Here is a 24982-nt window from a genome sequence, read left to right on the forward strand (position 1 = left end):
GCGTTCGGGGTGTAAGAGGGCGGGCGGCGCAGCAGCCGCGGTGTGGGAGGTAGATGTCGTGACGGACACGGTCGAGGCGGGCGTGGTCGAGGCCGGCGGGGGCGGCGGGCTGGAGCTGCCCGAGTCCTGGCGCGAGGTGCTGGGCGCCGAGACGGAGAAGCCGTACTTCGCCGAGCTGGCGGCCTTCGTGGCGGCCGAGCGCGCGCAGCACGAGGTGTTCCCGCCGAGCGGCCAGGAGTTCGCGGCGCTGGAGGCGACCCCGTACGAGAAGGTCCGGGTGCTCGTCCTCGGGCAGGACCCGTACCACGACAACGGCCAGGCCCACGGCATGAGCTTCTCGGTGCTGCCCGGGACGAAGACGCCGCCCTCGCTGCGCAACATCTTCAAGGAGCTGGACGCCGACCTGGGCGTCCCCGCCCCGGACAACGGCTACCTGATGCACTGGGCCGAGCAGGGCGTGCTGCTGCTCAACGCGGTGCTCACGGTCCGCGCCCACGAGGCCAACTCGCACAAGGCGAAGGGCTGGGAGAAGTTCACCGACGCGGTGATCAAGGCGGTGAGCGCGCGCGAGGAGCCGGTGGTCTTCGTGCTGTGGGGCAACTACGCCAAGAAGAAGCTGCCGCTGATCGACACCGGGAAGCACGTGGTCGTGCAGGGCGCGCACCCGTCGCCGCTGTCCGCCAAGCTGTTCTTCGGCAGCCGTCCGTTCTCGCAGATCAACACGGCTCTGGACGACTTCGGTGGAGAGCCGATCGACTGGCGGGTGCCGGACCTGAAGCAGGGCTGACGCCGAGCCGGTGCCGGCCCGGTGGTGGGGGGAGCCGGGCCGGGATCCGGCGTCGGGGGGCGGTGAGTGGCCGTGGGTGGGCGGGGTCGGATCCCCGTTCGCCCACGGCCACTTGCCGTTCACCGATGGCTGCCGTCGGTCGGGGGCGGGTGTGCTTAGCTGGTGCCGACCGGTGGCCGGACCGGTCCTGGGGCGGGGGCGGTTGCGGGCTTCGGAGGGGCGGTACGTGCGCGGGGTGGGACGGGCAGGAACGTTTCGGAGCGCCAGGGCCTCCCGCTGGGCGGCGCTGGCCGTCGCGGGGCTGGTGCTGACCGTGCCCGGCTGCAGCGGCTCGGACGGTAGCGGTTCGGGCGGCGCCGGGGGGACGAGCGGCGCCAGGTCGGCTTCTCCTACCAGTACACCCGCGGGCAGCCCGGCGGCCGGGCCGGTGGCCGGGCCGGTGGTCCTCAACCAGCTTCCGGGGCAGGCCTTCTACGTGTCCGACCGGACCAACGCCGCCCAGCAGGTCGGCGTGCTGCGCAGCCAGGGCCGGTCGGCCGAGGCGGACACCCTGCTGCGGATCGCCGCCCAGCCGTCCTCCCAGTGGCTCGGCGACCAGGGCGCCCGGGAGATCGCCGACCAGGTGAGCCGACGGGCCACCGAGGCGGGTCGGACGGCCGTCTTCGTCGCGTACGACATCCCGCACCGGGACTGCGGCCAGTACTCGGCCGGCGGCGCCCCCGACGCCGCCTCCTACCGTTCCTGGATCACCGGCGTCGCCGAAGCCCTGGGCGACCGCAAGGCCTGGGTGGTGCTGGAGCCGGACGCCGTCGCCCACACCCTGGACAGCTGCGGGGTCAAGGGCGACCTGGCCGCCGAGCGGTACGGCCTGCTGGCTTTCGCGGTACAGGAGTTGAAGAAGCGTCCGAACGTCCGGGTCTACCTGGACGCGGGCAACCCGGGCTGGGCCCAGGACCCGGAGGACCTGGCTGCCGCGCTGCGCAAGTCGGGCATCGCCGTGGCCGACGGCTTCGCGGTGAACGTCGCCAACTTCTACCCGACCGACCGGAACGCGGCGTACGGCAACCGGCTCTCCGCCGCCCTCGGCGGGAAGCACTTCGTCATCGACACCAGCCGCAGCGGCAACGGCTCGGCGGGCGCCGACTCCTGGTGCAACCCGCCGGGCCGGGCGCTCGGCGAGGCGCCGACCACCGAGACCGGCCGGCCCGGGGTCGACGCCTACCTGTGGATCAAGAACCCGGGGGAGTCGGACGGCCAGTGCGGGCGCGGTGAACCCCCGGCGGGCCAGTTCTGGCTGCCGTACGCGCTCGGGCTGGCGCAGGCGGCGCACTGAGTGGTGGTCGGGCTCAACCGGTGACCTGGACCCAGCGGGCGACCGACGGGGTGCCGGCGGCGTCCGTCAGGAACAACATGTACCAGCCGGGCGGGAGCAGATCCGGGTTGCCCGGGAGGGTGAGCGAGACGCCGTCGGCGGTGCGCCCGGTGACGTCCAGGGCGACCGAGCGCTGCTCGACGTCGGTCACGTGGGTCACCGAACTCGGGCGGATCAGCTTGGCGGTCGTCACCGCGTCCGGCCGGGCGGCGCCGACCCGCAGGGTGCCGCCGAGCTTGGCCGACTGGGGTGCGGCGGTCACCTCCGGGCGGTCGCCGTGGTACAGGTACGGCGGGGTGTAGATCTCGATGCGCTGCTCGAAGCCGCCGGGCTGGGTCTCGGCCTTGTCGGCGAACAGCGGGTTGGAGCCCAGCACGGCGACCCGGCCGTCCGGCAGCAGCAGCGCCTCGGAGTGGTAGTCGCGGCCTACGGTGGGCTCCGCGGCGGTGCTGAAGGTGTTGGAATCCGGGTGGTACACCTGCGCCTTGAGCAGGTCGCTCCCGCCCCGGCCGCGGTAGCCGCTGGAGCCGCCGGTGGTGAACACGGTGTCGTCCGGGAGGATCACGCTGTTGAGGTAGCGGGTGCCGCCGGCCGGCAGGTCCGGGCCCGGGGTGTAGGCGGGCCCGGGCGCGGACAGGTCGACGATGTCGGTGCGGGCCGTGGACAGCGGGGACTCGCCCACCCCGCCGCCGCCGAGCACCATGACCTTCTGCGCCTGCGCGGGCGGCAGCAGCACCGAGGAGGAGGTCTCGGTCAGGCCCGGGTCGCGCAGGCCGGGGACGGGCCGGAAGGAGTTGTTCGACAGGTCCCAGAGGCCGGGCTCACGGCCCTTGTCGGCGGGGCCGTAGCCCGCGTTGGAACCGGAGTAGAAGAGCTTGCCGGTGGCCGTCAGGAAGATCGAGGGGTAGGTCGGGAAGTAGTGGTCGGGGGCCTTGGCCCAGGTCCTGGACTTCGGGTCGTAGACCTCGTTGTCGTTGCCGTCGAGGATCTGCCCGGTGTCGTCCAGGCCGGAGACGGTGACCACCCGGCCGTCGCCCAGCCCGGTCAGGGTCGGGTACCAGCGGGCGTGCGACATGTCGGTGACCTGCTCGTAGAGCTCGGTGTCCGGGTTGAACTCGAAGGCGGAGCGGATGCCCTGGTAGTCCTGCTTGTCCAGGGTCAGCTTCTCGCTCTGCCCGTACAGGTTGTGGGCGTCGGCCCCGGTCAGGCCCTTGATCCGGTACTGGGCCGGGGAGTTGGTCACATAGTCCGGGCCCTCGCCGACCGCCTCGACGAACACGTGCTGCTCGCCGGCGGTGACCACGGTCTGCTTCCCGGCGCCGGTCTTGGTCGCCGCGGGCACGGTCACCTCGACGGTGCTGGTGTACTCGCGACCGTTGGGGGCGACGAAGACGGTGCCCTTGGGGAAGGTGCGGGAGCGCTCCGGGCTCTCGTTGCGCACCCGCATCACGCCGGCCGCCTTCTTCACCGCGCCGTCCAGCTTCTCGTACCGCTGGGTGCCGCCGGCCACCAGTACCCGGCCGTCCGGGAGGGAGGTGTGACCGCCGCAGAACATGTCGGCGGGGGTGGGTATCAGCTTGTAGGTGTTCTTCGCAGGGTCCCAGAGCAGGCTCTTGAAGGTGCCCGCGTTGAACTGCTTCTCGTCGTTGCCGGAACCGGCCACGATCAGCACCTTGCCAGTGCGCAGGAGGGTGGCGTGGACGGCGTTGACCCGGAACTCGGCGGGCAGGGCCAGGGTCTGCCAGTGGCCGTACTGTCCCTTGTACTCGGGGCGGTTGATCACGTACTGGTGGTACTGGGCGCCGGCGAAGCCGAGCACGGCCGGGGCGTTCATCCCGGCGACGGTCAGCGCGACGGTGCTGCCGAGGGCGAGGCGCTTGGTGCGGCCGGCCTTGCGGATCTTCACGGTGGTGCTCCCCTCGGGAGGCGGGCGGGAGTGGCTCAGCGGGTGGGCGTGCCGCTCCCGGCGTGGTCGGGCGGGGCGGGCGTCAGGCGGAGCTGGAGCGTGGGGCTGTCGAGTGCCGGGCTGTCGAGCGCGGCGGTGTCGCTGTTCGTCGTGGTGCCGGGCGTCGGGGTGTCGCTGTTCGTCGTGGTGCCGCTGTCGGTGGTGGGCGCGGGGCGGGCGTGGCGAGGGCGGCGCTTCTCCAGGACGACCGTCGGGGTGGCGGACGGGCCGCCGGTCACGGTGAGGGTGGCGGTGGGCCGGGTACGACGGCGGCGGACGGCGTCGCCGGTCGAGATCAGCAGCGGCAGCACGGTCAGGGCCAGGGCGATGCAGGCCCAGGTGCGCATCGCGACGTGGTCGTAGCCGGTGTGGAAGGACGCGGCGACGGCGCCGCCGAACACCACCGCCCAGAACAGGTGGTAGCGGAAGGTGCCGATCCGGTCGGCGCTGGCGGAGCGACCCTTGGGTGTCACCACGAAGCGGCTGCGCACCCGGAACAGCGCCTGGAGCAGCGAGGCCGCGTAGACCGGGCCGCAGACCGCGGACATCACCATGCCCGCGATCCCGGAGGAGCCGGCCGGCTCGTGCGGGCTCACGTTGTGCTTGCGGTTCCAGGTGTAGAGCAGGAGTTGGAGCGCGGCGGCGTCGCTGTAGAGCATCATCCAGATCTCCGAGGAGACGTGGACGCCCGAGGCACCGAAGCCCAGGTAGAGCACGCTGGACACGCCGCCGAGCAGCCAGGTCAGCGCCGCCATCGGGTAGAAGCCCACCATCAGTGAGTAGTTGAGCAGACGGCCGGGCGACAACCGCCAGAGCACCCGCCAGTACTGGGTGAACAGGGTCTCGTAGGTGCCGCGGCTCCAGCGCAGTTGCTGGGAGAAGAAGTCGGTCCAGGAGGACGGACCTTCGCCCACCGCGAGCACGTCCGGGGTGTAAACGGACTTCCAGCGTTCTCCGGTCTCCGGGTTCCGGCTCCGGTGGAACTCCAGACCGGTGGCCATGTCCTCGGTGATGGAGTCGTACAACCCGCCGATCGACTGGAGCGAGCGGATTCTGACGGCGTTGTTGGTCCCGACGAACATCGGTGCGCCGTAACGGTTTCCGGCGCGTTGGACGAGGGCGTGGAAGAGGTACTGCTGGCTCTCGGAGAATTTGGTGACGGCCGAGCCGGAGCTGCGGTAGTTCCCGTACACCTGGGGGCCGACCACGAATGCCACGTCCGGATCGCGGAAGTAGCCGAGCATGCGCTCGCAGATGTCGGGCAGCGGGGCGTGGTCGGTGTCGACGGACACCCAGAAGTCGTAGTCGTCGCCGTGGGCCTGGAGCCAGGCGTTGTAGTTGCCGTGCTTGGTCCCGGCACGGAACCGCCCCTTCGGCTGGTTCCAGTGCGGGCGGCCGGAGCGGCTGAAGTGGCGGACTCCCAGCTCGGTGCACAGGGCCCGCATTGCAGGATCGTTTCCCTCGTCCAAGAGCCAGACGTCGTACGGCCCTTCGTGCCGGACGGCCCGGGCCGCCACCAGCGTGGCCCGGACCGTCTCCGGCGGCTCCTTGCCCGGCACGCAGGTGGTGAGGAACGCGACCCGGGTGCCGGGCTCCGGCGTCACCGGTACCGGATCGCGGGCGACCAGGGTGGCGTGGGTGTTGGACACCACGTTGACCAGCCGGAACACCTCGACCACCGCGATGATCCCGATCATCACCTTGTCGCCGAGCAGCACCAGGACGTCGGTCTCGTCGACGCGCTCCGGCCAGTGCTCCGGCAGCAGCAGCCAGACCAGCAGGATCGCCTCCACCAGCGGGGCGGTCACCAGCAGCAGGCCGGCCCGGATCCGGTGCGGCTCGTGGCGCAGCAGGCTGCGGTACTGGACCCGGTACGGCGTGGCCGGCTCCGTGCCGGTGGGGTCCCGAGGGCTGCCCGGGTCCGGCCGGTAGACACCGCCGCCGAGCTCCCGGTCCTCGTCCGGATCGACCGCAGGGCCGGCCAGCCGGCTGAAGTGACCGTAGTCATAGGGCGCTTCGGGCACCGGCACGTCGCGCAGCACGGCCTCGCGCGCCCTGCTCCGCTGGGCCGGTTCGGCGTCCCTTCGACGCGACGGCGGCTTGGGCGGCCTGGACCTGGGCGCCTTGGACGGCGAGGACGGCGAGGGCGGCTTGTACGGTTGGGACGGCGAGGACGGCGTGGTCATGGCGTGCTCCCCCCGGAGTGTTGCGGGATGCTGTGCCCGGCGTTGTCCGCCTCGCTCCGGAGCCGTGCCGATAGAACGCGGCCCGGTGAACTGCGGGCCGTCCCACAGTTTCCGGGCTGTCCAACACGCACTCCGGTGCCGGGAATCCACCGTGCGGAACCCGGCCCGTGGAGTGTGTGCGACCGGTTCAGTTGTGGGCCTGCGCGGCGGCTTCGAATGCGGGATCCCGGTGCACCGTCCAGCTTCCCCTCCGGATGCGGTGGGATCCTTGGCTTGCTCAACTCTCCCGGAGCGTAACGCTGATGGCAACAGCTCCGCGCAACGATCACCGCTCAAGCGTGAAGTTGCCACGGTTCCCGGCCATTCTGGTCCGTGATGGTGCTAATGCGGCGGAATTCCGGAAACGGGGGCCGGCGTGCGGTCAGTGCGGCGACAGAAGGGGAGCGTCCGTGGCCGCCCGTACCTCGGCAGGGCTCACACCCGGGGCCGTCTCCACCAGGCGCAGCCCCTCCGGGGTCACGTCGACGACCGCCAGATCAGTGACGATCCGGTCCACCACCTGCCTGCCGGTGGCGGGAAGCGAGAGCTCCCGGACGATCTTCGGCGAGCCGTCCCTGGCGGTGTGCTCCATGACCACGATCAGCCGTCGGGCGCCGTGCACCAGGTCCATCGCGCCGCCCATGCCCTTGACCATCCGGCCGGGGATCATCCAGTTCGCGAGGTCCCCGGTGGCGGACACCTGCATCGCACCGAGCACCGAGACGTGGATCCGACCGGCCCGGACCATGCCGAAGGAGAAGGCGGAGTCGAAGTAGGCGGCTCCGGGCGTGACCGTCACCGTCTCCTTGCCCGCGTTGATCAGATCGGGGTGCTCGGCACCCTCCACCGGGTACGGGCCCACGCCGAGGACGCCGTTCTCCGAGTGCAGCACCACCCGGACGCCCGGCGGGAGGTGGTTGGGGATCAAGGTGGGCAGACCGATGCCCAGGTTCACGTACTGCCCGTCGCGCAACTCCCGGGCGGCGCGGGCGGCCAGGGCGTTACGCGGGTCGAGCGGGGCGGAGGCGGAGGTTGCGGTGGGGGTGGAGGTGTTCGCGTGGGCGGGGGTGGGGGCGGAGGTGCTCGCGCGGGTGGGGGTGGGGGCGGAGGCGCGGGTGCTTGCGAGGGCGGGGTTGCTGGGGGCCGGCATCGGTTCAGACCTCCTGGAGGGCGGGGCGGACGGTCCGGCGCTCGATGCGGCGGTCCTCGGGATCGGCGGCCACGACCCGGTCGACGTACACGCCGGGCAGGTGCACCGCATCCGGGTCCAGCTCGCCCGGTTCGACGATCCGGTCCGCCTCGACCAGGGTGATCCGGCCCGCCGTCGCGCAGAGCGGGTTGAAGTTCCGGGCGGCCGCGTGGAACGCGCAGTTGCCGTGCCGGTCCGCCACCTCGGCCCGGACCAGCGCGAAGTCCGCGGTGATCGCCTCCTCCAGCAGGTACCGGCGACCGCCGAACTCCCTCACCTCCTTGGGCGGTGAGGCCAGCGCCACCGAGCCGTCCGCGGCGTAGCGCCAGGGCAGCCCGCCTTCCTCGACCTGGGTGCCGACCCCGGCCGGGGTGAAGAACGCCGGGATGCCGGCACCGCCTGCTCGCAACCGCTCGGCCAGCGTGCCCTGCGGGGTCAGCTCCACCTCCAACTCCCCGGCGAGGTACTGCCGGGCGAACTCCTTGTTCTCCCCGACGTACGAGGAGGTCATCCGGGAGATCCGGCCCGCCCGCAGCAACAGGCCGAGCCCCCATTCGTCCACCCCGCAGTTGTTCGACACCACGCGCAGACCGGTGGTGCCGGCGCTCACCAGGGCGCCGATCAGGGTGCTCGGGATGCCACAGAGGCCGAAGCCGCCGACGGCCAGCACCGCACCGTCGGGTATGTCGCCGACCGCGGCGGCGGGGGAGTCGAGGACCTTGTCCAAGGGATCACCTCATGAGGGACTGGGAGGGAGAGAGGAAGATGTGGCGGGGTCGGGATCGGGATCGGGGCGACGGGGGGGGCGGGGCGACGGCGGGGGCGGGGGCGGCGACGGCTGTACCCCGGGGGCTGGCGGCCGGGGCTGCACCCAACCGGCACCGCGCCCTCTCCACCGTGGCCGGGCACGCGGCGCCGCAGCCATGGCGGCCACCGCCATGGACGGGGGCGGACCCGTGTCGGCGGGCCACATCCGGACGCCCGGAGCGTGGCACCGGGCGGGCGGTATGTCGACCGGAGCCACATCGCGGCGGGCTGCTACGTCGACCGGGCACATGTTGCCGGTCCCACCGCACACCTACGGTTCCGGCATCCACCCCGCCGCATCCCCAGGAGTCGGTCACCATGCGCAGCACCACAGCCCTCACCAGGACCGCCTCCGGCGCCCGCCCGGGCGCGGCACTGCCCGACGGACCGGCCCGGAAGCTCGCCGCGGTGGCCGCGTGCGCCCTGCTCGCCGCAGGCTGCGCCGAGGCCGGTACCGCCGGGACCGCCGGGACCGCCTCAGGGGGCGGAGGCGGCGCGAAGACCCCGGTCAAGGTCGGCCTGGTGTACTCCAGGACCGGTCCGCTCGCGGCCTACGGCAAGCAGTACCTGGACGGCTTCAAGGCCGGTCTGAGCTACGCGACCAAGGGCACCGGCGAGGTCGACGGGCACAGGATCGAGTTCGAGGAGCAGGACGACGCGGGCGATCCGGCGAAGGCGGTGTCCGCCGCCAAGGACCTGATCGGCAAGGGCTACAAGGTCCTGGCCGGCTCCACCGCCTCCGGCGTCGCCCTCCAGGTCGGCCCGATCGCCTCGCAGAACAAAGTGCTCTTCATCAGCGGACCGGCCGCCGCCGACAAGGTCACCGGCTTGAACAAGTACACCTTCCGTTCCGGCCGCCAGTCCTACCAGGACATCAGGACGGCGGCCTCGTTCATCGGTGACGCCAAGGGCAAGAAGGTCGCCGTGCTCGCTCAGGACAACGCCTTCGGGCAGGCCAACGTGGCCGCCGTGAAGGCCGTGCTCGGCGCCCAGGGCGCGACGGTGGAGCAGGTGCTCGCCCCGCCGAGCGCCACCGACCTCACCCCGTTCGCGACCCAGGCCAAGACCGCCAAGCCCGACCTGTTGTTCGTCGCCTGGGCCGGCGACAGCGCGTCGGCCCTGTGGACGGCGCTCAACCAGCAGGACGTGTTCGCCGACACCAAGGTCGTCACCGGCCTGGACCTGGCCGCCTCCTACCCGCTGTTCGGCCCGGCCGGCGACAAGATCTCCTTCCTGAACCACTACTTCGACGGCGCCGCCGGCACCCCGGTGGAGAAGGCCATGACCGAGGCCGTCACCGCCGGGGGCGGCAGGCCCGACATCTTCACTCCGGACGGCTTCACCGCTGCTCAGATGATCGTGCACGCCGTCGAGTCCAACCACGGTTCCGCCGAGGACACTTCGGCGCTGGTCAAGGCGCTGGAGGGCTGGAGCTTCGACGGCGTCAAGGGCCGGACCACGGTCCGGGCGGAGGACCACGCCCTCCTCCAGCCGATGTTCCAGGTCCGGCTGACCGGAACCGGGGCCGCTGCCAAGCCCTCGGTGGAGAAGACTCTGACCGCCGACGAGGTGGCGCCCCCGGTCACCCCGATGGCCGGCTGATCCCGATGCCCGCTCCCGCCGCGTCCACTCCTCCGGCCTCGACTCCTCCGACCTCCGTCTCTGCTGCCTCTGCCCGGCGCTCCTCCATGCCACGTTCCTCGTCCCTGGGTCCTCCTTCTCCGGATCCCTCCGCTCCGGTGCTGCGACTGGACGGCCTCGGCTGGTCCGTCCGCGGTGTGCCGATCGTCGAGGACGTCTCCTTCTCGGTCGGCGAAGGCGAGTTCATCGCCTTCATCGGGCCCAACGGGGCCGGCAAGACCTCCCTCTTCAACCTGATCTCCGGCATCTGTCCGGCGACCCACGGCAGCCTCCACCTCGACGGCACGGACGTCACCGCCGAGGCCGTGCACGCCCGGGCGCGGCGTGGAATCGGCCGCACCTTCCAGACCTCCTCCCTCTGGCCGGGGATGACCGTCGCCGACCACGTCCGGCTGGCCGCCCAGGCGGCAGCCGGACCGCGAGCCTCGTACCGCCTCTGGCGCCGCGCCGACCGTTACTCGGAGCAGGTGGCCGACACCCTGCACCGCACCGAACTCAGCCACCGCGCCGATACCTTGGCCGGAGCGCTCTCCCACGGCGAGAAGCGCAAGCTGGAACTCGCCGTCCTGCTCGTCTCCGATCCGCGGCTGATCCTGCTGGACGAGCCGATGGCAGGTGTCGGCGCGGAGGAGGTGCCGGCCCTCACCGAACTGATCCGTTCCGTGCACCGTGGCCTCGGCCGGACGGTTCTGATGGTCGAGCACCACATGGACGTCCTGCTCGGCCTGGCCGACCGCCTGGCGGTGATGCACCACGGCACCCTGCTCGCCCTGGACACCCCCGAGGCCGTGATGGCCGATCCGACCGTTCAACAGGCCTATCTTGGTGAGGCGTTGTGACCTCCTCTCCGTTGTCCTCGACGCGTCCGTCCTCCTCTGCCACTGCCCATTCGTCGCCCTCGCCGTCGTCCTCGCCCTCGTCCGCCGTCGAACCCCTCCTCTCCGTCCGTGACCTGCGGGTGGTCATCGACGGGCTGCACATCCTGCACGGCGTCGACTTCGACGTGGCCTCCGCCGGAGTCACCGCACTGCTGGGTCGCAACGGTGCCGGCAAGACCACCACCGTGAAGGCCGTCATGGGCCTGGTGCCGCGCACCGGAAGCATTCGGCTGTCCGGTGCTGAAATCTCCTCGCTCTCCACGCATCTGGTAGTCCGACATGGCATTGGTTACGCGCCCGAGGACCGGGGGATCTTCGCCGGCCTGACGGTGGCCGAGAACCTTCGCCTCGCCGAGCGCGAAGTCCGCGGTGGAGCCGAGGCGGGTGAGCCGAACTACGCGCTCGTCCACGAGCTCTTCCCCGAACTCAAGGCGCGGGCCGGACAGCTGGCCGGGACGCTTTCCGGCGGTCAGCAGCAGATGGTGGCGATCGGCCGGACGCTGCTCAACCGGAACCGGCTGATCATCGCCGACGAGCCCACCAAGGGCCTGGCGCCGAAGATCGTCTCCGAGGTGGCCGAGGTACTGGCGCGAGCGGCCGAGGCCGTGCCCGTTCTCCTGGTCGAGCAGAACCTCGCGCTCGTCCGCCGACTGGCCGGCACCTGTGCTGTCCTGGCCGATGGCCGAACCGCCCACCGGGGCGACACCGCTGAGCTGTTGGCCGACGAGGAGGCCGCCCGCCGCCTGCTCGGCGTCGGCTCCCGTCATCCGCTCGCTGGCGGACCCCGGTCGTCCTCCACCTCGTCGGCGGCCTCCCCGGCTGCCACCCCTGTCGTCACCACGGAGGTGAGGCCCTGATGGACACCGTTGTTCTCCTCTCCTGTACTGGACTCGGTCTCGGTGCGCTGTACTTCCTGGTCGCCTCCGGTCTCTCGTTGATCTTCGGTCTGATGGACGTGCTCAACTTCGCGCACGGCGCCCTGCTCTCCATCGGCGCCTATGCCACCTGGTGGGCCGGTACGGAGGCCGGCTTCTCCTTCTGGCTCGCAGTGCCGTTCGGCACCCTGGTCGGGACGGCCGCCGCCGTCATGCTGGAACTCTTCCTGATCCGGCCGCTCTACAGCCGCCCGCGCGACCAGATCCTCGCCACCGTCGGGGTCGGGCTCGCCGTACCCGCCCTGCTCATGGGGATCTGGGGCGCGGACGCCCGCCCCTTTCCCCAGCCGGCCCTGCTGGCCGGCACCTGGCACGTGCTCGGTGCGACCGTCCCGGTCAACCGCTTCGTGCTCCTGGCCGCTGCCGCGCTGTTGCTGCTCACTCTTCGGTTGTTCCTCGCCCGCACCCGCTACGGGCTGATCGTCCGGGCCGGCGTCGAGGACCGGGCGATGGTCACGGCGCTCGGCATCGACGTCCGGAGGGCGTTCACCCTCGTCTTCGCCATCGGCGGGGCGGCCGCCGCGCTGGGCGGCGCCCTCGGCGGCCTCTACTTCGGTTCGGTCAATCCCGGTCAGGGGACCAGCCTGCTCATCTTCGCCTTCGTCGTCGTGGTGATGGGCGGCATGGGATCCGTAACCGGGGCCGCCGCCGCCTCGGCGGGCGTCGGCCTCGTCCAGCAGTTCGCCAACTACTACACCGGCACCGGGCTCGGCGACCTCTCGGTCGTCGTCCTGCTCGCCGTGCTGCTTCTGGTCCGACCCCGTGGACTCACCGGGAGGCTCGCGTGAGCGCCGAAACTCCGATCACGAGCACCGGTGGCCCAACGGCCGCCCGCAGCGCCGCCATCTCGGCAGGGGGGACTGACACCAGCCCTGCCGTGACCACCGTGTCAGCAGAGGGGACTGACACCAGCTCCACCGACACCGCCACTGTGGCAAGGGGGACTGACACCAGCCTTGCCGGAACCCATTGTGAACAAACGGACGAGACCGGCGCCATCCCTCGAACAGGTGATTCGGCCACTAACCGCTGGACACGGATGCACGCAGCGCTACGCTGGTGGCCGATCGCCCCGCTGATCACGCTCCTTGTCGCCCCATACAGTGCGCTTCCCGTCCCGGGACTGCTCGACGGCCCGCTCGGCAGCCCGGGAAGCCTCCAACTCATCGCCCTGTGCCTGCTCTACGGGGCCCTCGCCACCGGCTACGACCTGCTGCTCGGTCGCACCGGACTGCTCTCCTTCGGCCACGCGCTCTACTTCGCGACCGGGCTCTACGGCACCGACCTCGGCATGCTCGAACTGCGACTCCCCTTCGCCGCCGCCGCGGCGTTCGGCGTCGCCTGCACCGCGCTGCTGGCCCTGCTGCTCGGCTCGGTGAGCCTGCGGGTCACCGGCATCGGCTTCTCCATGGTCACCCTCGCCTTCGCCCAGGCCGGCGCCATCCTCGTCCAGCGCAATCCCGGTGGCGTCACCGGCGGCGAGGAGGGACGGTCAGCCCCGGCCGAGCTGCTGCCCTCCGGCCTGCTCGGGATCGAGAACACCGCCAACCTCTACTGGATCGCCGTCGGTTACCTGGTCCTGACGGTCGCCGCGGTCCACTGGGCCGTCCACTCACCGGCGGGCCGGGTCTGGGAGGGCATCAAGGAGAACGAGCGCCGGGTCGAGGTGCTCGGACTGCGGCCCTACGGCTACAAGTTGGTCGCCTTCGTGCTGTCCGGTGCGCTCGCCGGAGTGGGCGGCGTGGTCTACCTGCTGCTCACCGGCGGGGCCACCCCGCAGGCCGCCGGTTCGGACGCCACGCTCGCTCTGCTGGTCATGGTGGTCCTCGGAGGCACCGGCACCCGCTGGGGGCCGTTGCTCGGTGGGGTGCTCTACACGTGGGCCGGCCACCGGCTCGGCGACCTGGCCAACTCGAACGCCGTCGCGGACCTGCCCGCAGTGCTGCGCGTGCCGCTCTCCCAACCCCTGTTCCTGCTGGGCGCCCTGTTCGTCGCCGTTGTCTACCTGCTCCCCGGCGGCCTGGCCGGGCTGCCCGCCCGCATCCGTGCCGCCCGATCCGCCCGTTCGGTCCGCACGCCGACCGGCGTGCCCGCCGCCCGTCCCACCGGAGGTACCCCCGCGTGAGCCAGCCGCCCCTGAAGCCCGAGGAGTTGACCGTCCCCGTACCCGGCGGGGACCTCGCCGTCCTGCGGTGGCCCGCCGACCAGCTGGGGGCCCCGACCGTTGTGGCGGTGCACGGCATCACCGCCAACGGCCTGGCCTGGTACGAGATCGCCCGCCGGCTCGCCGGTCGGGTCACCCTGCTCGCGCCCGACCTGAGGGGCCGCGGCGCCAGCCGCTCGGTCGCCGGACCGTACGGGCTGGCCCGGCACGCCGACGACGTGGCCGCGCTGGTCGCCGCCCTGGGCGCGGGGCCCGTGACAGTCGTCGGCCACTCGATGGGGGCCTGGGTCACCGCCCTGACCGCCGTCCGGTACCCCGAACTCGTGCGCCGGGTTCTGCTGGTGGACGGTGCGCTGAGCTTCCCGCTCCCGGAGGGCGTCCGGGAGGAGGACGCCCTGGCAGCGGTGCTCGGCCCCGCACTGGCCCGGCTGTCGATGACCTTCCCGGACCGGGCCGCCTACCGGGAGTTCTGGCAGCGTCATCCGGCCTTCGACGGCAGCTGGTCGGACGGGATCGACGCCTATGCCCAGCGCGACCTCGTCGGCGCCGAGCCCGAACTGCGCTCCTCCTGCGTGCTGGGGGCCGTGCAGACCGACGGTGCCCAGGTCCTGCTGGACCGGGAGGCGGCCGGGGCCGTGCATCGGCTGCCTTGCCCGGCCGAACTGCTCTGGGCGGAGCGCGGCCTCCTCGACGAGCCGCAAGGGCTGTACGACCACCAGCGGATCGAGTTGTCCGGGCTGGACGGGGACCGGGTTCCGGCCGCGCTCGTGCCGGACACCAACCACTACTCGATCCTCTGGGGCGAGGCCGGAGCCGACCAGATCGTCCGCAGGCTGCTCGCGGACGTCTCCGCCGCCGGGTGACGGTCCCGGAAGCAACGGCGCAACGGCGCAACGGCGCAACGGAGCCACAGCCCAACGACATGACGGGACGCCGGAGCCACGGAACGGCAACGGCCGGCGGGGTGCGGACACCCGCCGGCCGTAGAAGTCGGGTCAGCCCGCCGCGCCGAGGAAGCTCTCCCAGCCGCCGGAGGGCGCCTGGCCGACGTTGAGCGTGCGCAGCTTCCGCAGGGTCGACTGGTCCTGAACCTCCAGCCATTCGACCAACTGCCGGAACGAGACCAGCCGGACCTCGGGCTTGCCCGCGATGGCCTTGAGCGTCTCCTCGACGGCGTCCATGTAGATGCCGCCGTTCCACTGCTCGAAGTGATTGCCGATGAAGAACGGCGCCCGGTTGCTGTTGTAGGCGCGCTCGAAGCCGGCCAGGTAGGAGTTGGTGGCCTGGGTCCGCCAGTCGCCGTACTTGGACGGGTCGCCCTTGGTGCTGCCGTTGGACTGGTTGGCCAGGATGTTGTAGTCCATCGACAGGACCTGGAAGGTGTGGCCGGGGAACGGTATGGACTGCAGCGGGAAGTCCCAGATCTTGCCGTCCTGCACCTTCTGCGGCCATATCTGGAGGCCGCCCGAGGAGCTGGCGTCGTACTTCCAGCCCAGCTTGGCGATGGTCGGCAGCAGCGCCTTCTGACCCTCCAGGCAGGGGGTGCGGCCGCCTATGAGCTCCTTCTTGTAGTCGAAGGGGAGCGGATCGACGTCGGTGAAGCCGGTGTTGGTCCGCCACTGGGTGACGAAGGCGATGGCCTGGTCGATCTCGCTCTGCCAGTCGTCCGGGGTCCACATGTTGACCCCGTTCTTGTCCGGGCGGCTGGAGCAGAAGTGCCCGTTGAAGTGGGTGCCGATCTCGTGCCCGGCGAGCCAGGCCTGGCTGACGAGCTTGAGGGTGCTCTTGACCGCACCGTCCGAGAGGTACGGGATGTCGGAGGCGCCGACCGCGTGCTTCGGCGGGTGGTACAGCTGGGACTTGTCCTTGGGCAGGGCGTATATGCCGGAGAGGAAGAAGGTCATCGTGGCCTTGTACTGTTCCGCCAGCTTGAGGAAGCGGGGGAACTGGCCGTCGTCGGTGCCGCCCGCGCCGTCCCAGGAGAACACCACGAACTGCGGCGGGCGCTCGCCCGGCTTGAGCTTCTCGGGCTTGGGTTGGTTCGGCTGCGGACCGGTGTCCGCCGTGGAGCCGTCGCCGATCGGGGTGCCCTTGGGCACCACGGCCTGGGTCGGGTCGGTGGTGCCGGTCTGCCCGGCCTTCGGACTGGTGCCGGAGGAGGAATGTGAGGTGGAGTCCTGCCCCGAACCGGATCCGTTGCTGGAACAGGCAGCGACCGCGCCGAGGGCCGCGGTCGCAGCGGTCGCACTGAGCACCGTCCTGCGCGAGATGCTGGTCATGGTCTCCCCTGGGTGCCGATCGCCGGTGGTGGGGGCGGCCCCGGGCCGCACCGGTCAAATCGGGCAATTGATGAATATTCCGCCGTTAGCATGTCATGTCGCCACAGCGGCCACCAAGGTCGCCGGGCTCCGACGCCAGTCAACACGTCGGGGGCACCGGGCTGGGCTGCAGGGATCCGTCGTCTGTTGCGGTCCTGTGACGCTTCACACTGCGCGGCGTCAGGGGAGTACGGTACCGCCGCCCTGTCCGGCCCGGTCAGAGTTCGTCAGCACTCGGTGCGGGCCGTCGCTCGTAAGGGAAAATTGTGCTCCTGACAGCATCCCGCGGCCGAAAGGCGCCAGCCGCGGCGGGGCTGGTCACAGCGTGGCCAGCCGCCGGTTGCGGCGCACTATTCGGGCGATCGCGGTGCTGACGGCGGTGGCCGCCGCGCAGGAGACGGCCAGACTCAGCCAGGCGGTGTTGAACCAGTGGCTGTTCAGCCAACCCAGCGTCACGATGTAAGCGGCCCAGACCAGCCCCGCCAGCGCCGACCAGTGCAGGAAGCGGTGCGGATGGGCGGGGGAGTGGCCGATGGCCAGGTCCAGGACGGTCCGCCCGGCCGGCACGAACCGCGCGACCACCACCATCGCGGCAGCCCCGCCGTGCGGGCGCTCGACCAGTGACTGCTGGACCCGGGCCACGCTCGCCGCCAGTTTCGGGCGCCGGGCGATCCGGCGCTGCAGCACTGGGGCGCCGCGACGGGCGAGGTGGAGCAACAGGAGGTCGCCCAGGAAGGAGGCCACCGCCACGCCCAGGCCGAGCAGCACCGGGGCGCCGTTGATCTGTGCCGTCTTGAGCACGGCCAGGATGACCAGCGTTCCGCTCGGGATGAAGGGGAGAAGGGCGTCGCCGAGTACGGCGAAGAGCGCAAGGGCGCAGATCCACGAGGATCCGGTCGCCGCCACGAAATTCAAGGCCTTACTCCCTCCACGCCGCCCTGGGGGAGCAGGTGGCTGCTGGGGTCAACGCTAGCGCCCCGACTTTTCATGCCATGAAGCACCCCGGTATGGCGGGGGTCACGGGAGCCGCCCGCAGCTCACGGCCCTGTGGTGTGCCCGGTGAGGTGGTCCTGTGGAGTGCGCGGGCGAAGGCCCCGGAAATGGAACGAGCCCCCGGGGCGGGGTGCCGCGCCGGGGGCTCGCAGGGATCGTGCGGCACTGGTCCAGCCCGACGATCTTGCCTGCGGAACATGGACCCGCTCGGTGCCCCGTTCCTGATCACCACCCTGCCTGAAGCCGGCCGCCGGTCGCGAGCGCTCCGGCTGGCGACTTTGCGACCCTGGCGTGAAGTCGCCAGCGGTGACCGGCTGCTGGCTTTCCGTCATACGAACGGTCGGTCGGCCCACTCGCCCGCCCGAACCGTCGGGGCCGTGCCCCGGCCGCCCCCGGGCGAACCCGGCCGCCCCCGGGCGAACCCGACCGCCCCCGCGCGAACCCGACCGCCCTCGTACGAACCCGACCCGCCCCCGGGCCGAACCTGGACCGCACACTCCGCCACGCCCGGAGCGCGCCTCCGGCCGCCCGATCCGGCTCTGTCCGCATCGGGCGGCCGGCCCGGGAACAGCGAGCCCGCGACCGTGGTTGACGTCCGTCGGCAGCAGCGACCGCCGGGCCGTCCGAGACCCCGCGGCCGCCCACGACGGCCGGCTCGGAGGAGAGCCGGACCAAGGACAGCCAGGAGGGCGGACGGCATGACCACCGAGGACCAGCAGGAGCACCGAACCGGACCGGGGACCGGTGAGGCGATCCGGGGCACCGCCCGCGGCACTGCACCCGCTCCGCTCTCGATCCTCGACCTGGCCACCGTCGGCGTCGGCTACACGCCCGGCCAGGCCCTGGCCGCCACCACCGAACTGGCCCGCCGGGCCGAGCAGTGGGGGTACCACCGTTTCTGGGTGGCCGAGCACCACGGCATGCCTGGTGTGGCCAGCTCGACCCCGGCCGTCCTGCTCGCCCACCTCGGGGCCCACACCACCACGCTGCGGCTCGGCTCGGGCGGGGTCATGCTCCCCAACCACGCCCCGCTGGCCATTGCCGAGCAGTTCGGCCTGCTGGAGGCCCTGCACCCCGGCCGGATCGACCTCGGGCTCGGCCGCGCCCCCGGCACCGACCCGGCCACCGCCCGCGCGCTGCGCCGCGGACTCGCCGAGGGTGCGGACGACTTCCCGCTGCAGCTCTCCGAGCTGACCCACTTCCTCGACGGCGACTTTCCCTCCGGCCACCCGTACGAGCGGCTGACCGCCGTCCCCAGGGGCGAGGGCCGTCCGCCGGTCTGGCTGCTCGGGTCCTCCGGCTTCAGCGCCCAGCTGGCCGGCCACCTCGGCCTACCGTTCGCCTTCGCCCACCACTTCAGCAGCGCCAACACCATTCCGGCGCTGGACCTGTACCGGACGTCCTTCCGCCCTTCCGCCGTGCTCAGCGAGCCGTACGCGCTGATCGGCGTGAGCGCCGTCGCCGCCGACGACGAGACCGCCGCCCGCCGCCTCGCCCGCTCCGCGGCCCTCGGCATGCTCCGGCTCCGGCGCGGCAACCCCGGCCCGATCCCGACACCGGAGGAGGCCGAGGAGTACCCGTACAACCCGGCCGAGGCGGACTTCATCGACAGCTGGCTCGACAACGTGGTGCTGGGCGCCCCGGGCCAGGTCGCGGACGGCCTGGAGGCGCTGCGCAAGCGGACCGGGGTGGACGAGTTGATGGTCACCTCGCACATCCACGGCCACGAGGCCCGGTTCCGCTCCTACGGCCTGATCGCCGAGGCGTACGGCCTGACAGCGACGGCCTGACGGCGACGGCCTCACGGCAGCGGCCTGACCTCGACGGCCTGACGGCAGACCCTGACGGCCGAGGCCCCGCCCCGACCGTCTGCGCACCACCTCGGTGACGCCCCCGCCCCTAGCGGTGGCTGGGGGCGGGGCGGCCCTTCCGGAGTATCGCCGCGACCAGCTCGGCCTCGCCGGGGCGGGCGAAGTACCAGCCCTGGGCGGTGTCGCAGCCGGTCAGCCGGAGCCGCTCGGCCTGGGCGGCACTCTCGATGCCCTCGGCGGTGACGGTCAGGCCGAGGGTGTGGGCCAGCTGGACCATTGCGCCGACGATCTGCTCGTCCGCGTCGCGGCGGCGGGAGTGGAGCTCCGGGAGGGCCGGGCGCTCCGCCGGTGCCGAGGACGTAGCCGGGGACGCAGCCGAGGACGTGGCGGAGGACGTGGCGGAGGACGTGGCGGAGGACGTGGCGGAGGACGCGCCCGATGCCCCACCCCCACCTCCACCCCCAACCGCTGCCGCGGCGGAGTGCCCAGCCGTCGGCGGCGCCGGGTCGCGGAAGCCCTCGATGAACGTCCCGTCGAGCTTCAGCACGTGCACCGGCAGCCGGGAGAGGTAGGCCAGGTTGGAGTAGCCGGTGCCGAAGTCGTCGATCGCGATCCGCACGCCCATGTCGGCGAGCGCCTGGAGGGCCTGCAGCGGGCGGCCGCCGGGGCCGAGCAGGGCGCTCTCGGTGATCTCCAGCTGCAGCAGCCGGGCGGGCAGGCCGGCGCTGTCGAGGGCCCGGGCGACGTCGGCGACCACGTCGGAGTCCCAGATCTGGCGGGCCGCCAGGTTGACGCTCACGAAGGTCTCGGTGTCCGGGAACTCGGTGAGCCACTGCCGGGCCTGACGGCAGGACTCCTCCAGCACCCACTTGCCGAGCGGCACGATGGCGCCGGACTCCTCGGCGAGCGGGATGAAGCGGTCGGGGGAGAGCGTCCCGTAGCGGGGGTGGCGCCAGCGGACCAGGGCCTCGGCGCCGTGCACCGCGCCGTCGGCCAGGCCGACCAGCGGCTGGTACTCGATGGTGAACTCGCCGCGCTCCAGGGCCGGCCGCAGTGCGGTGGCGAGCAGCTGGCGGGTGAGCTGGTGAGCACCCCGGTCGGGGTCGTAGAGGGTCCAGCGGGCACGGCCGTCCGCCTTGGACCAGTAGAGCGTGGAGTCGGCGTCCTTGACCAGGTCGGTCGGGGTGGTCTCGTGCACCGAGCGTTCGACGACGCCGATGCTGGCGGTGACCACCAGCCGGTGCCCGGCGACGTCGAAGGGACGTTCCAGCACCTCCAGGATCCGCCCGGCCAGCGCGGTCAGCTGCTCGCTGCCGACGCTGTCGGTGACCAGGACGGCGAACTCGTCGCCGCCCATCCGGGCGACCAGGTGGGCGTCCCGTTCGGAGAGCCCGCGCCGCAGCCGAGTGGCGACGGCGATCAGCAGCTCGTCGCCGATGTGGTGGCCGAGGGTCTCGTTGATCGCCGCGAAGCCGTCGAGGTCGAGGTAGCAGACACCCACCCGCCGTTCCTCCGCTACCGCCACCGGTCGGCCGGAACCTCCGCGGTTCCCGCGGTCCTCGGTGCCCGGGAGGCAGGCGGCGTCCAGCCGTTCGAAGAAGAAGGTCCGGTTGGGCAGCCTGGTCAGTGGATCGTGCAGGGCCTGGTACTCCAGGCGGTCGCCGAGCCGGCGCTGCTCGGTCATGTCCTCGACCAGTGCGAGCGTGTAGAGCGGCTGCCCGGCGGGGTCCCGGATGAGCGAGACGGTCACCTTGCTCCAGACCGTGTGGCCCTCACGGTGCTTGAGCGGTTTCTCCACGCGGAACCGTTCCCGCTGGCTGTGGACGAGCGCGGTGAACAGCCTGGGCGGCATGCCCTCCGGGTCGATGATCTCGTGCAGGTGGGTGCGGACCAGTTCGCCGACGCCACGGCCGATCAGGGCGGCGAAGGCGGGGTTGACCTCGATGATCCGGTCCTCGGGGTCGATCAGCGCCATGCCGATGACGGCGTCGCAGAACGCGGCCCGGAACCGGGACTCGCTGGCCCGGAGTGCCGCCAGCAGCCGGTCGTCGCCGTCCTCCCGGCCGGGGGCCCCACCGGACCCCGAGTGTGCGCTGTCGGCCAACGGGGCCGAACAGGTGGGGCAGAGCAGTACGCCCGGATCCTCCAAGGTGCCGCAGGCCGCAGCCGGGGACGCACTCGGGGCCGCACTCGGGGCCGCACTCGGGGCCGCAGCCGACGACGTGGGCGGGGAGGTCGACGCGGAGGCCGGAGGAGCAGCCGGTCCGACCGACCGCGCCGGACCGAGGACCGGCGCGGCGAGGTGGCGGTGGTGTGACGATTCCTTGTGCCGCACGCCTGGGTGGTGTGCGTCGGCCCCCTCGTTCTGGCCCGGCACGGCATGCTCCCGTCCGCTGCTGACGCTTGACGATGGTCTGCCTGGCCGGTCGGGATTCCGGCGGCCGGCTCCGCACTCTGTCGGGGTCCTCGGAGTCGGTCCGCTGCGGGGCGCTGTCGCGCGGGGACCCGGGTGAAGAACAGGGCGCTTCGGCCGATCATAGGCCGCGACCACAACGCGCGGTGACCGCCGCCAGGGTGATTCGCCCCGTTTGTGAACATGCATGGCGAACGTTCAGATGCCTTCGGTGCACATCACATGAGGTGCGACCGGAGCGCGTGCGCCGAAGCCGCGCCCCCGGGCGCTGGTCGTGCGCCGGGGCGGGGCCGGGGTGCGCCCCCGGACGGGCCGGGGGCGGACGGGCCGGAGGCAGCGGTCGGTCAGGCGAGCTCGGCGGTAAGGGTGATGGTGGTGCCGGTCAGCGCCTGGCTGACCGGGCAGTTGGCCTTGGCGTCCTCGGCGGCCTTCACGAAGCCGGCCTCGTCCAGTCCGGGGACCTCACCGGTGACGGTCAGGTGGATGCCGGTGATGCCGGTGCCGGGCAGGAAGGTGACGTCGGCCCGGGTGTCCAGCTTGGTGGGCGGGTTGCCGGCCTTGGCCAGGCCGTTGCTGAGGGCCATCGAGAAGCAGGCGGAGTGGGCGGCCGCGATGAGTTCCTCGGGGCTGGTCCTGCCGTTGGGCTCCTCGGCGCGGGCCGGCCAGGAGACGGGGTACTCGCCGATCCCGGAGGAGGCGAAGGTCACCTGCCCCTTGCCGTGGAGGAGGTCGCCCTCCCAGGCCGTGCGGGCGGTGCGGGTGGTTGCCACGATCGGTTCCTCCAGTGCTGAGGGACTGCTGAGTCGTCACTTCCGGTCATGCACGCACCAGCCTACGGGCAGCCACGTCGCGGAGCCGGGCGCCGGGCGGTCCGGCGGGCTGTCCGGATGGTGGACGGTTCCCCCGAACGGTGCCGGTCGGGACCGGGTGCCCTGTTAGATTTGCCCGGGCCCGAGCCCGGCCGCCGTACGGTCGGGCGCCCACCCCAGACACCGGGAGCCGACCCGATGACGGACCAGCCCACGACCCCTGACGCCGACGTGACCGAGGGGACCGACGACGCGGTACGGGCGGAGCTGACCAGCCTGCGCGAGAGCATCGACAACATCGATGCCGCGGTCGTCCACATGCTGGCCGAGCGTTTCAAGGCGACCCAGCGGGTCGGGCGGCTCAAGGCCGAGCACAAGTTGCCGCCGGCCGATCCGGCGCGGGAGCGGGACCAGATCAAGCGACTGCGGGAGCTGGCCGCCGGGGCCAAGCTCGACCCGGTCTTCGCGGAGAAGTTCCTGAACTTCATCATCGCCGAGGTGATCCGCCACCACGAGGCCATCGCCCGCGCTTGAGGGAGCTGAGGACGGCGCCCGGCACCGGAACCCTGCGGACCGCGATGTCGGACGCGGCTAAACGCCGGATTTCGTGAGGCTCCCCGGTTGGCGTAGCGTGCAACTTTCCCCAGCCGGAGAGGTGGAGCAGCGACCATGGCGGTGAACCTGCCCGAAACGCCCGGCGGTGCTCCCAGCGAACCCGCCGAGCCCGGCGTACCAGCCGCCCGGGACACCCCGTACGGCCAGCAGGGCCCCTATGCCCCGTACACCCAGCAGGTCCCGTACGCCCGGCAGGGTACGGACGGCCGGCAGATCCAGGGGGACGGGCCCGGGGGCCGGGCCGAGGCCCGCGGTCGGGCCGGTGGATCGCGCGGACGCAAGGCCCGTCGGTCGGGGCGCCGTCCCCGGCCGTGGTGGATCGAGCTGCCGGCGATGGCGGCGGTCGGACTGGTGGTCGCGCTGCTGATCAAGACCTGCCTGTTCCAGGTCTTCACCATCCCGTCCGGGTCGATGGAGAACACCCTGCGGGTCGGCGACCGGGTCGGCGTGAACAAGCTCGCGCCGTTGACCGGCTGGACGCCCCAGCAGGGGCAGCCAGTGGTGTTCAAGGACCCCGGGAACTGGCTGCCACCGCAGCCGGTCGACTCGAATCCGATCACCAACGCCGTGAGCTCGGTGCTGAGCTTCGTCGGGCTGGTGCCGCCGAAGGACGACAACTACCTGGTCAAGCGGGTGATCGCGACCGGCGGCCAGACCGTCCAGTGCGCGGGCACCACGCTGACCGTCGACGGCAAGAAGGTCGACGAGCCGTACCTGCACCCCGGCGACGACTCCTGCGCGGGCATGGACTTCGGCCCGGTGAACGTCCCCTCTGGCTACGTCTGGGTCGAGGGCGACCACCGCAGCGACTCGGCGGACTCCCGTTGGCACCGGCAGGGCCCGGGTGGCGGCGCCGTGCCGGTGGGCAACGTGGTCGGCCCGGTGTCGGCCGTGGTGTGGCCGGTCAGTCACCTCGACTGGTTCGGCTGGACCGGCCGCTGACCCCGCGGTCGGCGGCGGCCACCCGCTCCCGGGCCGCCACTGCGGCACGGGAAGCGGTGGCTCCGGAAGGAACGGAGCTCCCGGCAGCACCCGCAGCGGAACCCGCGCCCACCTCAGCTCCAGCTCCAGCCCCCGCCTCGACCGTCGGCGGCTTGCTGGTCTGCGCCGCGAACGCGCCCGCCAGCACCAGCAGACCGCCCGTGACCTGCGGCAGCCCCAGGTGCTCGCCGAGCAGGACCCAGGCCAGCACGGTGGCGACCACGGCCTCCAGGTTGGCCACCACCCCGGCGACCGGCGGCGAGAGGTAGCCGACGGAGACCACGCCGGTCAGGTAGGCGAGCACGGTCGCGATCAGCACCATCCAGGCGGCCGGGAGCAGGGCGGGCAGGGTGTGCCCGTTCATCACCACGGACCCGCCGAGCAGGCTCCAGTCGGCCTGCCAGGGCCGGGTGAACACGGTGAGCAGGACGGCGCCGATCAGCAGCCCGAACGCACTGACGGCCAGCGGGTCGACCGGGCGGTCGCCGCGGCGGCCGGCGTCGGCCAGCAGGAAGTAGCCGACCTGGCAGAAGGCCGCACCGAGGGCGAACAGCACGCCCAGCGCGTCGAAGCTGAGGCCGTTCCAGACCTCCACCACACAGGCCAGGCCGGCCACCGCGACGCCCGCGCCGATGGCCGCGCCGCGGGAGATCGGCCTGCGCTGCACGAACCTGACGTAGCCGATCAGCAGCGGCGGCCCGAGGTACTCGATGAGCAGGGCGACCCCGACCGGGATGCGGGAGATCGCGGCGAAGTAGCAGGCCTGGACGCCGGCCACGGCGAGCAGGCCGAAGCCGAGCAGCAGGCCGGGGCGGCGCAGGACGGCGTCCCGGTGCCGGTAGGCGATCGGCAGCAGGGCCACGGCCGCCCCGGTCACCCGGAGCCAGACCACGTGCAGGGGGGAGAGCCCGGCCTCGATCAGCGGCTTGGCCGCGGTACCGGAGCCGCCGAACGCGAAGGCCGAGACCAGAGCGAGGCCGAGGCCGAGGGTTCTGCCCGAAGGGTGGGTGGGCGAGGCCGTTGATCTGTGCACTGGCGCATTGTGGCAGCCGCACCGATGCTTCGGTAAGGCGCCATTTCGGCATTTGGTCCTGGTCTC

Annotated in this window: 20 protein-coding genes; 11 read left to right on the forward strand and 9 right to left on the reverse strand. The window is 72.2% G+C overall.

The features are described 5' to 3' along the window. The first annotated feature begins 109 nt into the window (after nt 1-109). Nucleotides 110-787 (forward strand): uracil-DNA glycosylase, encoded by a 678-nt coding sequence (locus BOQ63_RS28520; protein ID WP_030290743.1) that lies wholly within the window; start codon nt 110-112, stop codon nt 785-787. A 226-nt stretch (nt 788-1013) separates the two neighbouring features. Then, nucleotides 1014-2120: a glycoside hydrolase family 6 protein gene (locus BOQ63_RS28525; protein WP_223886059.1), complete on the forward strand. Its 1107-nt coding sequence runs from the start codon at nt 1014-1016 to the stop codon at nt 2118-2120. A 13-nt stretch (nt 2121-2133) separates the two neighbouring features. Here BOQ63_RS28525 and glxA read toward each other — a convergent pair whose 3' ends face one another. From glxA to BOQ63_RS28545, 4 genes are all read right to left on the reverse strand, one after another. Continuing rightward, complete coding sequence (gene glxA / locus BOQ63_RS28530; RefSeq protein ID WP_030290749.1) at nt 2134-4065, reverse strand: radical copper oxidase GlxA; 1932 nt, start codon at nt 4063-4065, stop codon at nt 2134-2136. Between the two features lie 35 nt (nt 4066-4100). After that, entirely contained in the window at nt 4101-6290 is a 2190-nt protein-coding gene (locus BOQ63_RS28535; RefSeq protein ID WP_079183792.1) for a glycosyltransferase family 2 protein, read from the reverse strand. Between the two features lie 421 nt (nt 6291-6711). Then, nucleotides 6712-7479 carry a 3-oxoacid CoA-transferase subunit B gene (locus tag BOQ63_RS28540; RefSeq protein WP_191093596.1) on the reverse strand — a complete coding sequence of 256 codons (768 nt, stop codon included), beginning with the start codon at nt 7477-7479 and terminating at the stop codon, nt 6712-6714. A gap of 4 nt (nt 7480-7483) precedes the next feature. Further along, complete coding sequence (locus tag BOQ63_RS28545; RefSeq protein WP_072655181.1) at nt 7484-8245, reverse strand: CoA transferase subunit A; 762 nt, start codon at nt 8243-8245, stop codon at nt 7484-7486. Between the two features lie 398 nt (nt 8246-8643). Between BOQ63_RS28545 and BOQ63_RS28550 the strand changes: the two genes are divergently transcribed. From BOQ63_RS28550 to BOQ63_RS28575, 6 genes are all read left to right on the forward strand, one after another. Beyond that, nucleotides 8644-9927, forward strand: a complete 1284-nt coding sequence (locus BOQ63_RS28550) for a substrate-binding domain-containing protein (protein WP_072655182.1) — start codon at nt 8644-8646, stop codon at nt 9925-9927. A gap of 86 nt (nt 9928-10013) precedes the next feature. After that, nucleotides 10014-10805, forward strand: coding sequence for an ABC transporter ATP-binding protein (locus BOQ63_RS28555; protein WP_072655183.1), 792 nt, complete (start codon nt 10014-10016; stop codon nt 10803-10805). A 113-nt stretch (nt 10806-10918) separates the two neighbouring features. Beyond that, entirely contained in the window at nt 10919-11701 is a 783-nt protein-coding gene (locus BOQ63_RS28560; RefSeq protein WP_046387181.1) for an ABC transporter ATP-binding protein, read from the forward strand. Beyond that, nucleotides 11701-12567 carry a branched-chain amino acid ABC transporter permease gene (locus BOQ63_RS28565; protein ID WP_030290073.1) on the forward strand — a complete coding sequence of 289 codons (867 nt, stop codon included), beginning with the start codon at nt 11701-11703 and terminating at the stop codon, nt 12565-12567. The genes BOQ63_RS28560 and BOQ63_RS28565 overlap by 1 nt, the downstream gene beginning before the upstream one ends. A gap of 251 nt (nt 12568-12818) precedes the next feature. Beyond that, nucleotides 12819-13904 (forward strand): branched-chain amino acid ABC transporter permease, encoded by a 1086-nt coding sequence (locus BOQ63_RS28570; RefSeq protein ID WP_078867681.1) that lies wholly within the window; start codon nt 12819-12821, stop codon nt 13902-13904. Further along, the gene (locus BOQ63_RS28575) at nt 13901-14806 is read left to right on the forward strand and encodes an alpha/beta fold hydrolase (protein WP_030290071.1); all 906 of its coding nucleotides are present in this window, start codon (nt 13901-13903) and stop codon (nt 14804-14806) included. The genes BOQ63_RS28570 and BOQ63_RS28575 overlap by 4 nt, the downstream gene beginning before the upstream one ends. Before the next feature lie 132 nt (nt 14807-14938). On the opposite strand, the gene BOQ63_RS28580 is transcribed toward BOQ63_RS28575, so the two are convergent. Beyond that, nucleotides 14939-16222 (reverse strand): polysaccharide deacetylase family protein, encoded by a 1284-nt coding sequence (locus BOQ63_RS28580; RefSeq protein ID WP_030290070.1) that lies wholly within the window; start codon nt 16220-16222, stop codon nt 14939-14941. A 357-nt stretch (nt 16223-16579) separates the two neighbouring features. Next, nucleotides 16580-17167: a DedA family protein gene (locus BOQ63_RS28585; protein WP_050366769.1), complete on the reverse strand. Its 588-nt coding sequence runs from the start codon at nt 17165-17167 to the stop codon at nt 16580-16582. A 785-nt stretch (nt 17168-17952) separates the two neighbouring features. On the opposite strand from BOQ63_RS28585, the gene BOQ63_RS28590 reads away from it, so the two are divergent. After that, nucleotides 17953-19044: an LLM class flavin-dependent oxidoreductase gene (locus tag BOQ63_RS28590; RefSeq protein WP_030290068.1), complete on the forward strand. Its 1092-nt coding sequence runs from the start codon at nt 17953-17955 to the stop codon at nt 19042-19044. A 109-nt stretch (nt 19045-19153) separates the two neighbouring features. Here the strand turns inward: BOQ63_RS28590 and BOQ63_RS28595 are convergent, their stop codons facing one another. Both BOQ63_RS28595 and BOQ63_RS28600 read right to left on the reverse strand, forming a co-directional pair. Next, on the reverse strand, nt 19154-21169 hold the full coding sequence (locus tag BOQ63_RS28595; RefSeq protein ID WP_051747278.1) for a putative bifunctional diguanylate cyclase/phosphodiesterase: 2016 nt from the start codon (nt 21167-21169) through the stop codon (nt 19154-19156). A 653-nt stretch (nt 21170-21822) separates the two neighbouring features. Beyond that, nucleotides 21823-22248 (reverse strand): OsmC family protein, encoded by a 426-nt coding sequence (locus BOQ63_RS28600; protein WP_072655185.1) that lies wholly within the window; start codon nt 22246-22248, stop codon nt 21823-21825. 237 nt (nt 22249-22485) lie between these two features. On the opposite strand from BOQ63_RS28600, the gene BOQ63_RS28605 reads away from it, so the two are divergent. Both BOQ63_RS28605 and lepB read left to right on the forward strand, forming a co-directional pair. Beyond that, nucleotides 22486-22821 (forward strand): chorismate mutase, encoded by a 336-nt coding sequence (locus BOQ63_RS28605; protein WP_030290065.1) that lies wholly within the window; start codon nt 22486-22488, stop codon nt 22819-22821. A 135-nt stretch (nt 22822-22956) separates the two neighbouring features. Beyond that, nucleotides 22957-23844, forward strand: coding sequence for a signal peptidase I (gene lepB / locus BOQ63_RS28610; RefSeq protein WP_072655186.1), 888 nt, complete (start codon nt 22957-22959; stop codon nt 23842-23844). Here the strand turns inward: lepB and BOQ63_RS28615 are convergent. After that, nucleotides 23807-24916 (reverse strand): EamA family transporter, encoded by a 1110-nt coding sequence (locus BOQ63_RS28615; protein ID WP_078867679.1) that lies wholly within the window; start codon nt 24914-24916, stop codon nt 23807-23809. The genes lepB and BOQ63_RS28615 overlap by 38 nt on opposite strands. Nucleotides 24917-24982 lie beyond the last annotated feature (66 nt).

It is taken from the genome of Streptomyces viridifaciens (assembly GCF_001888885.2).
Taxonomy (GTDB): Bacteria; Actinomycetota; Actinomycetes; order Streptomycetales; family Streptomycetaceae; genus Kitasatospora; species Kitasatospora aureofaciens.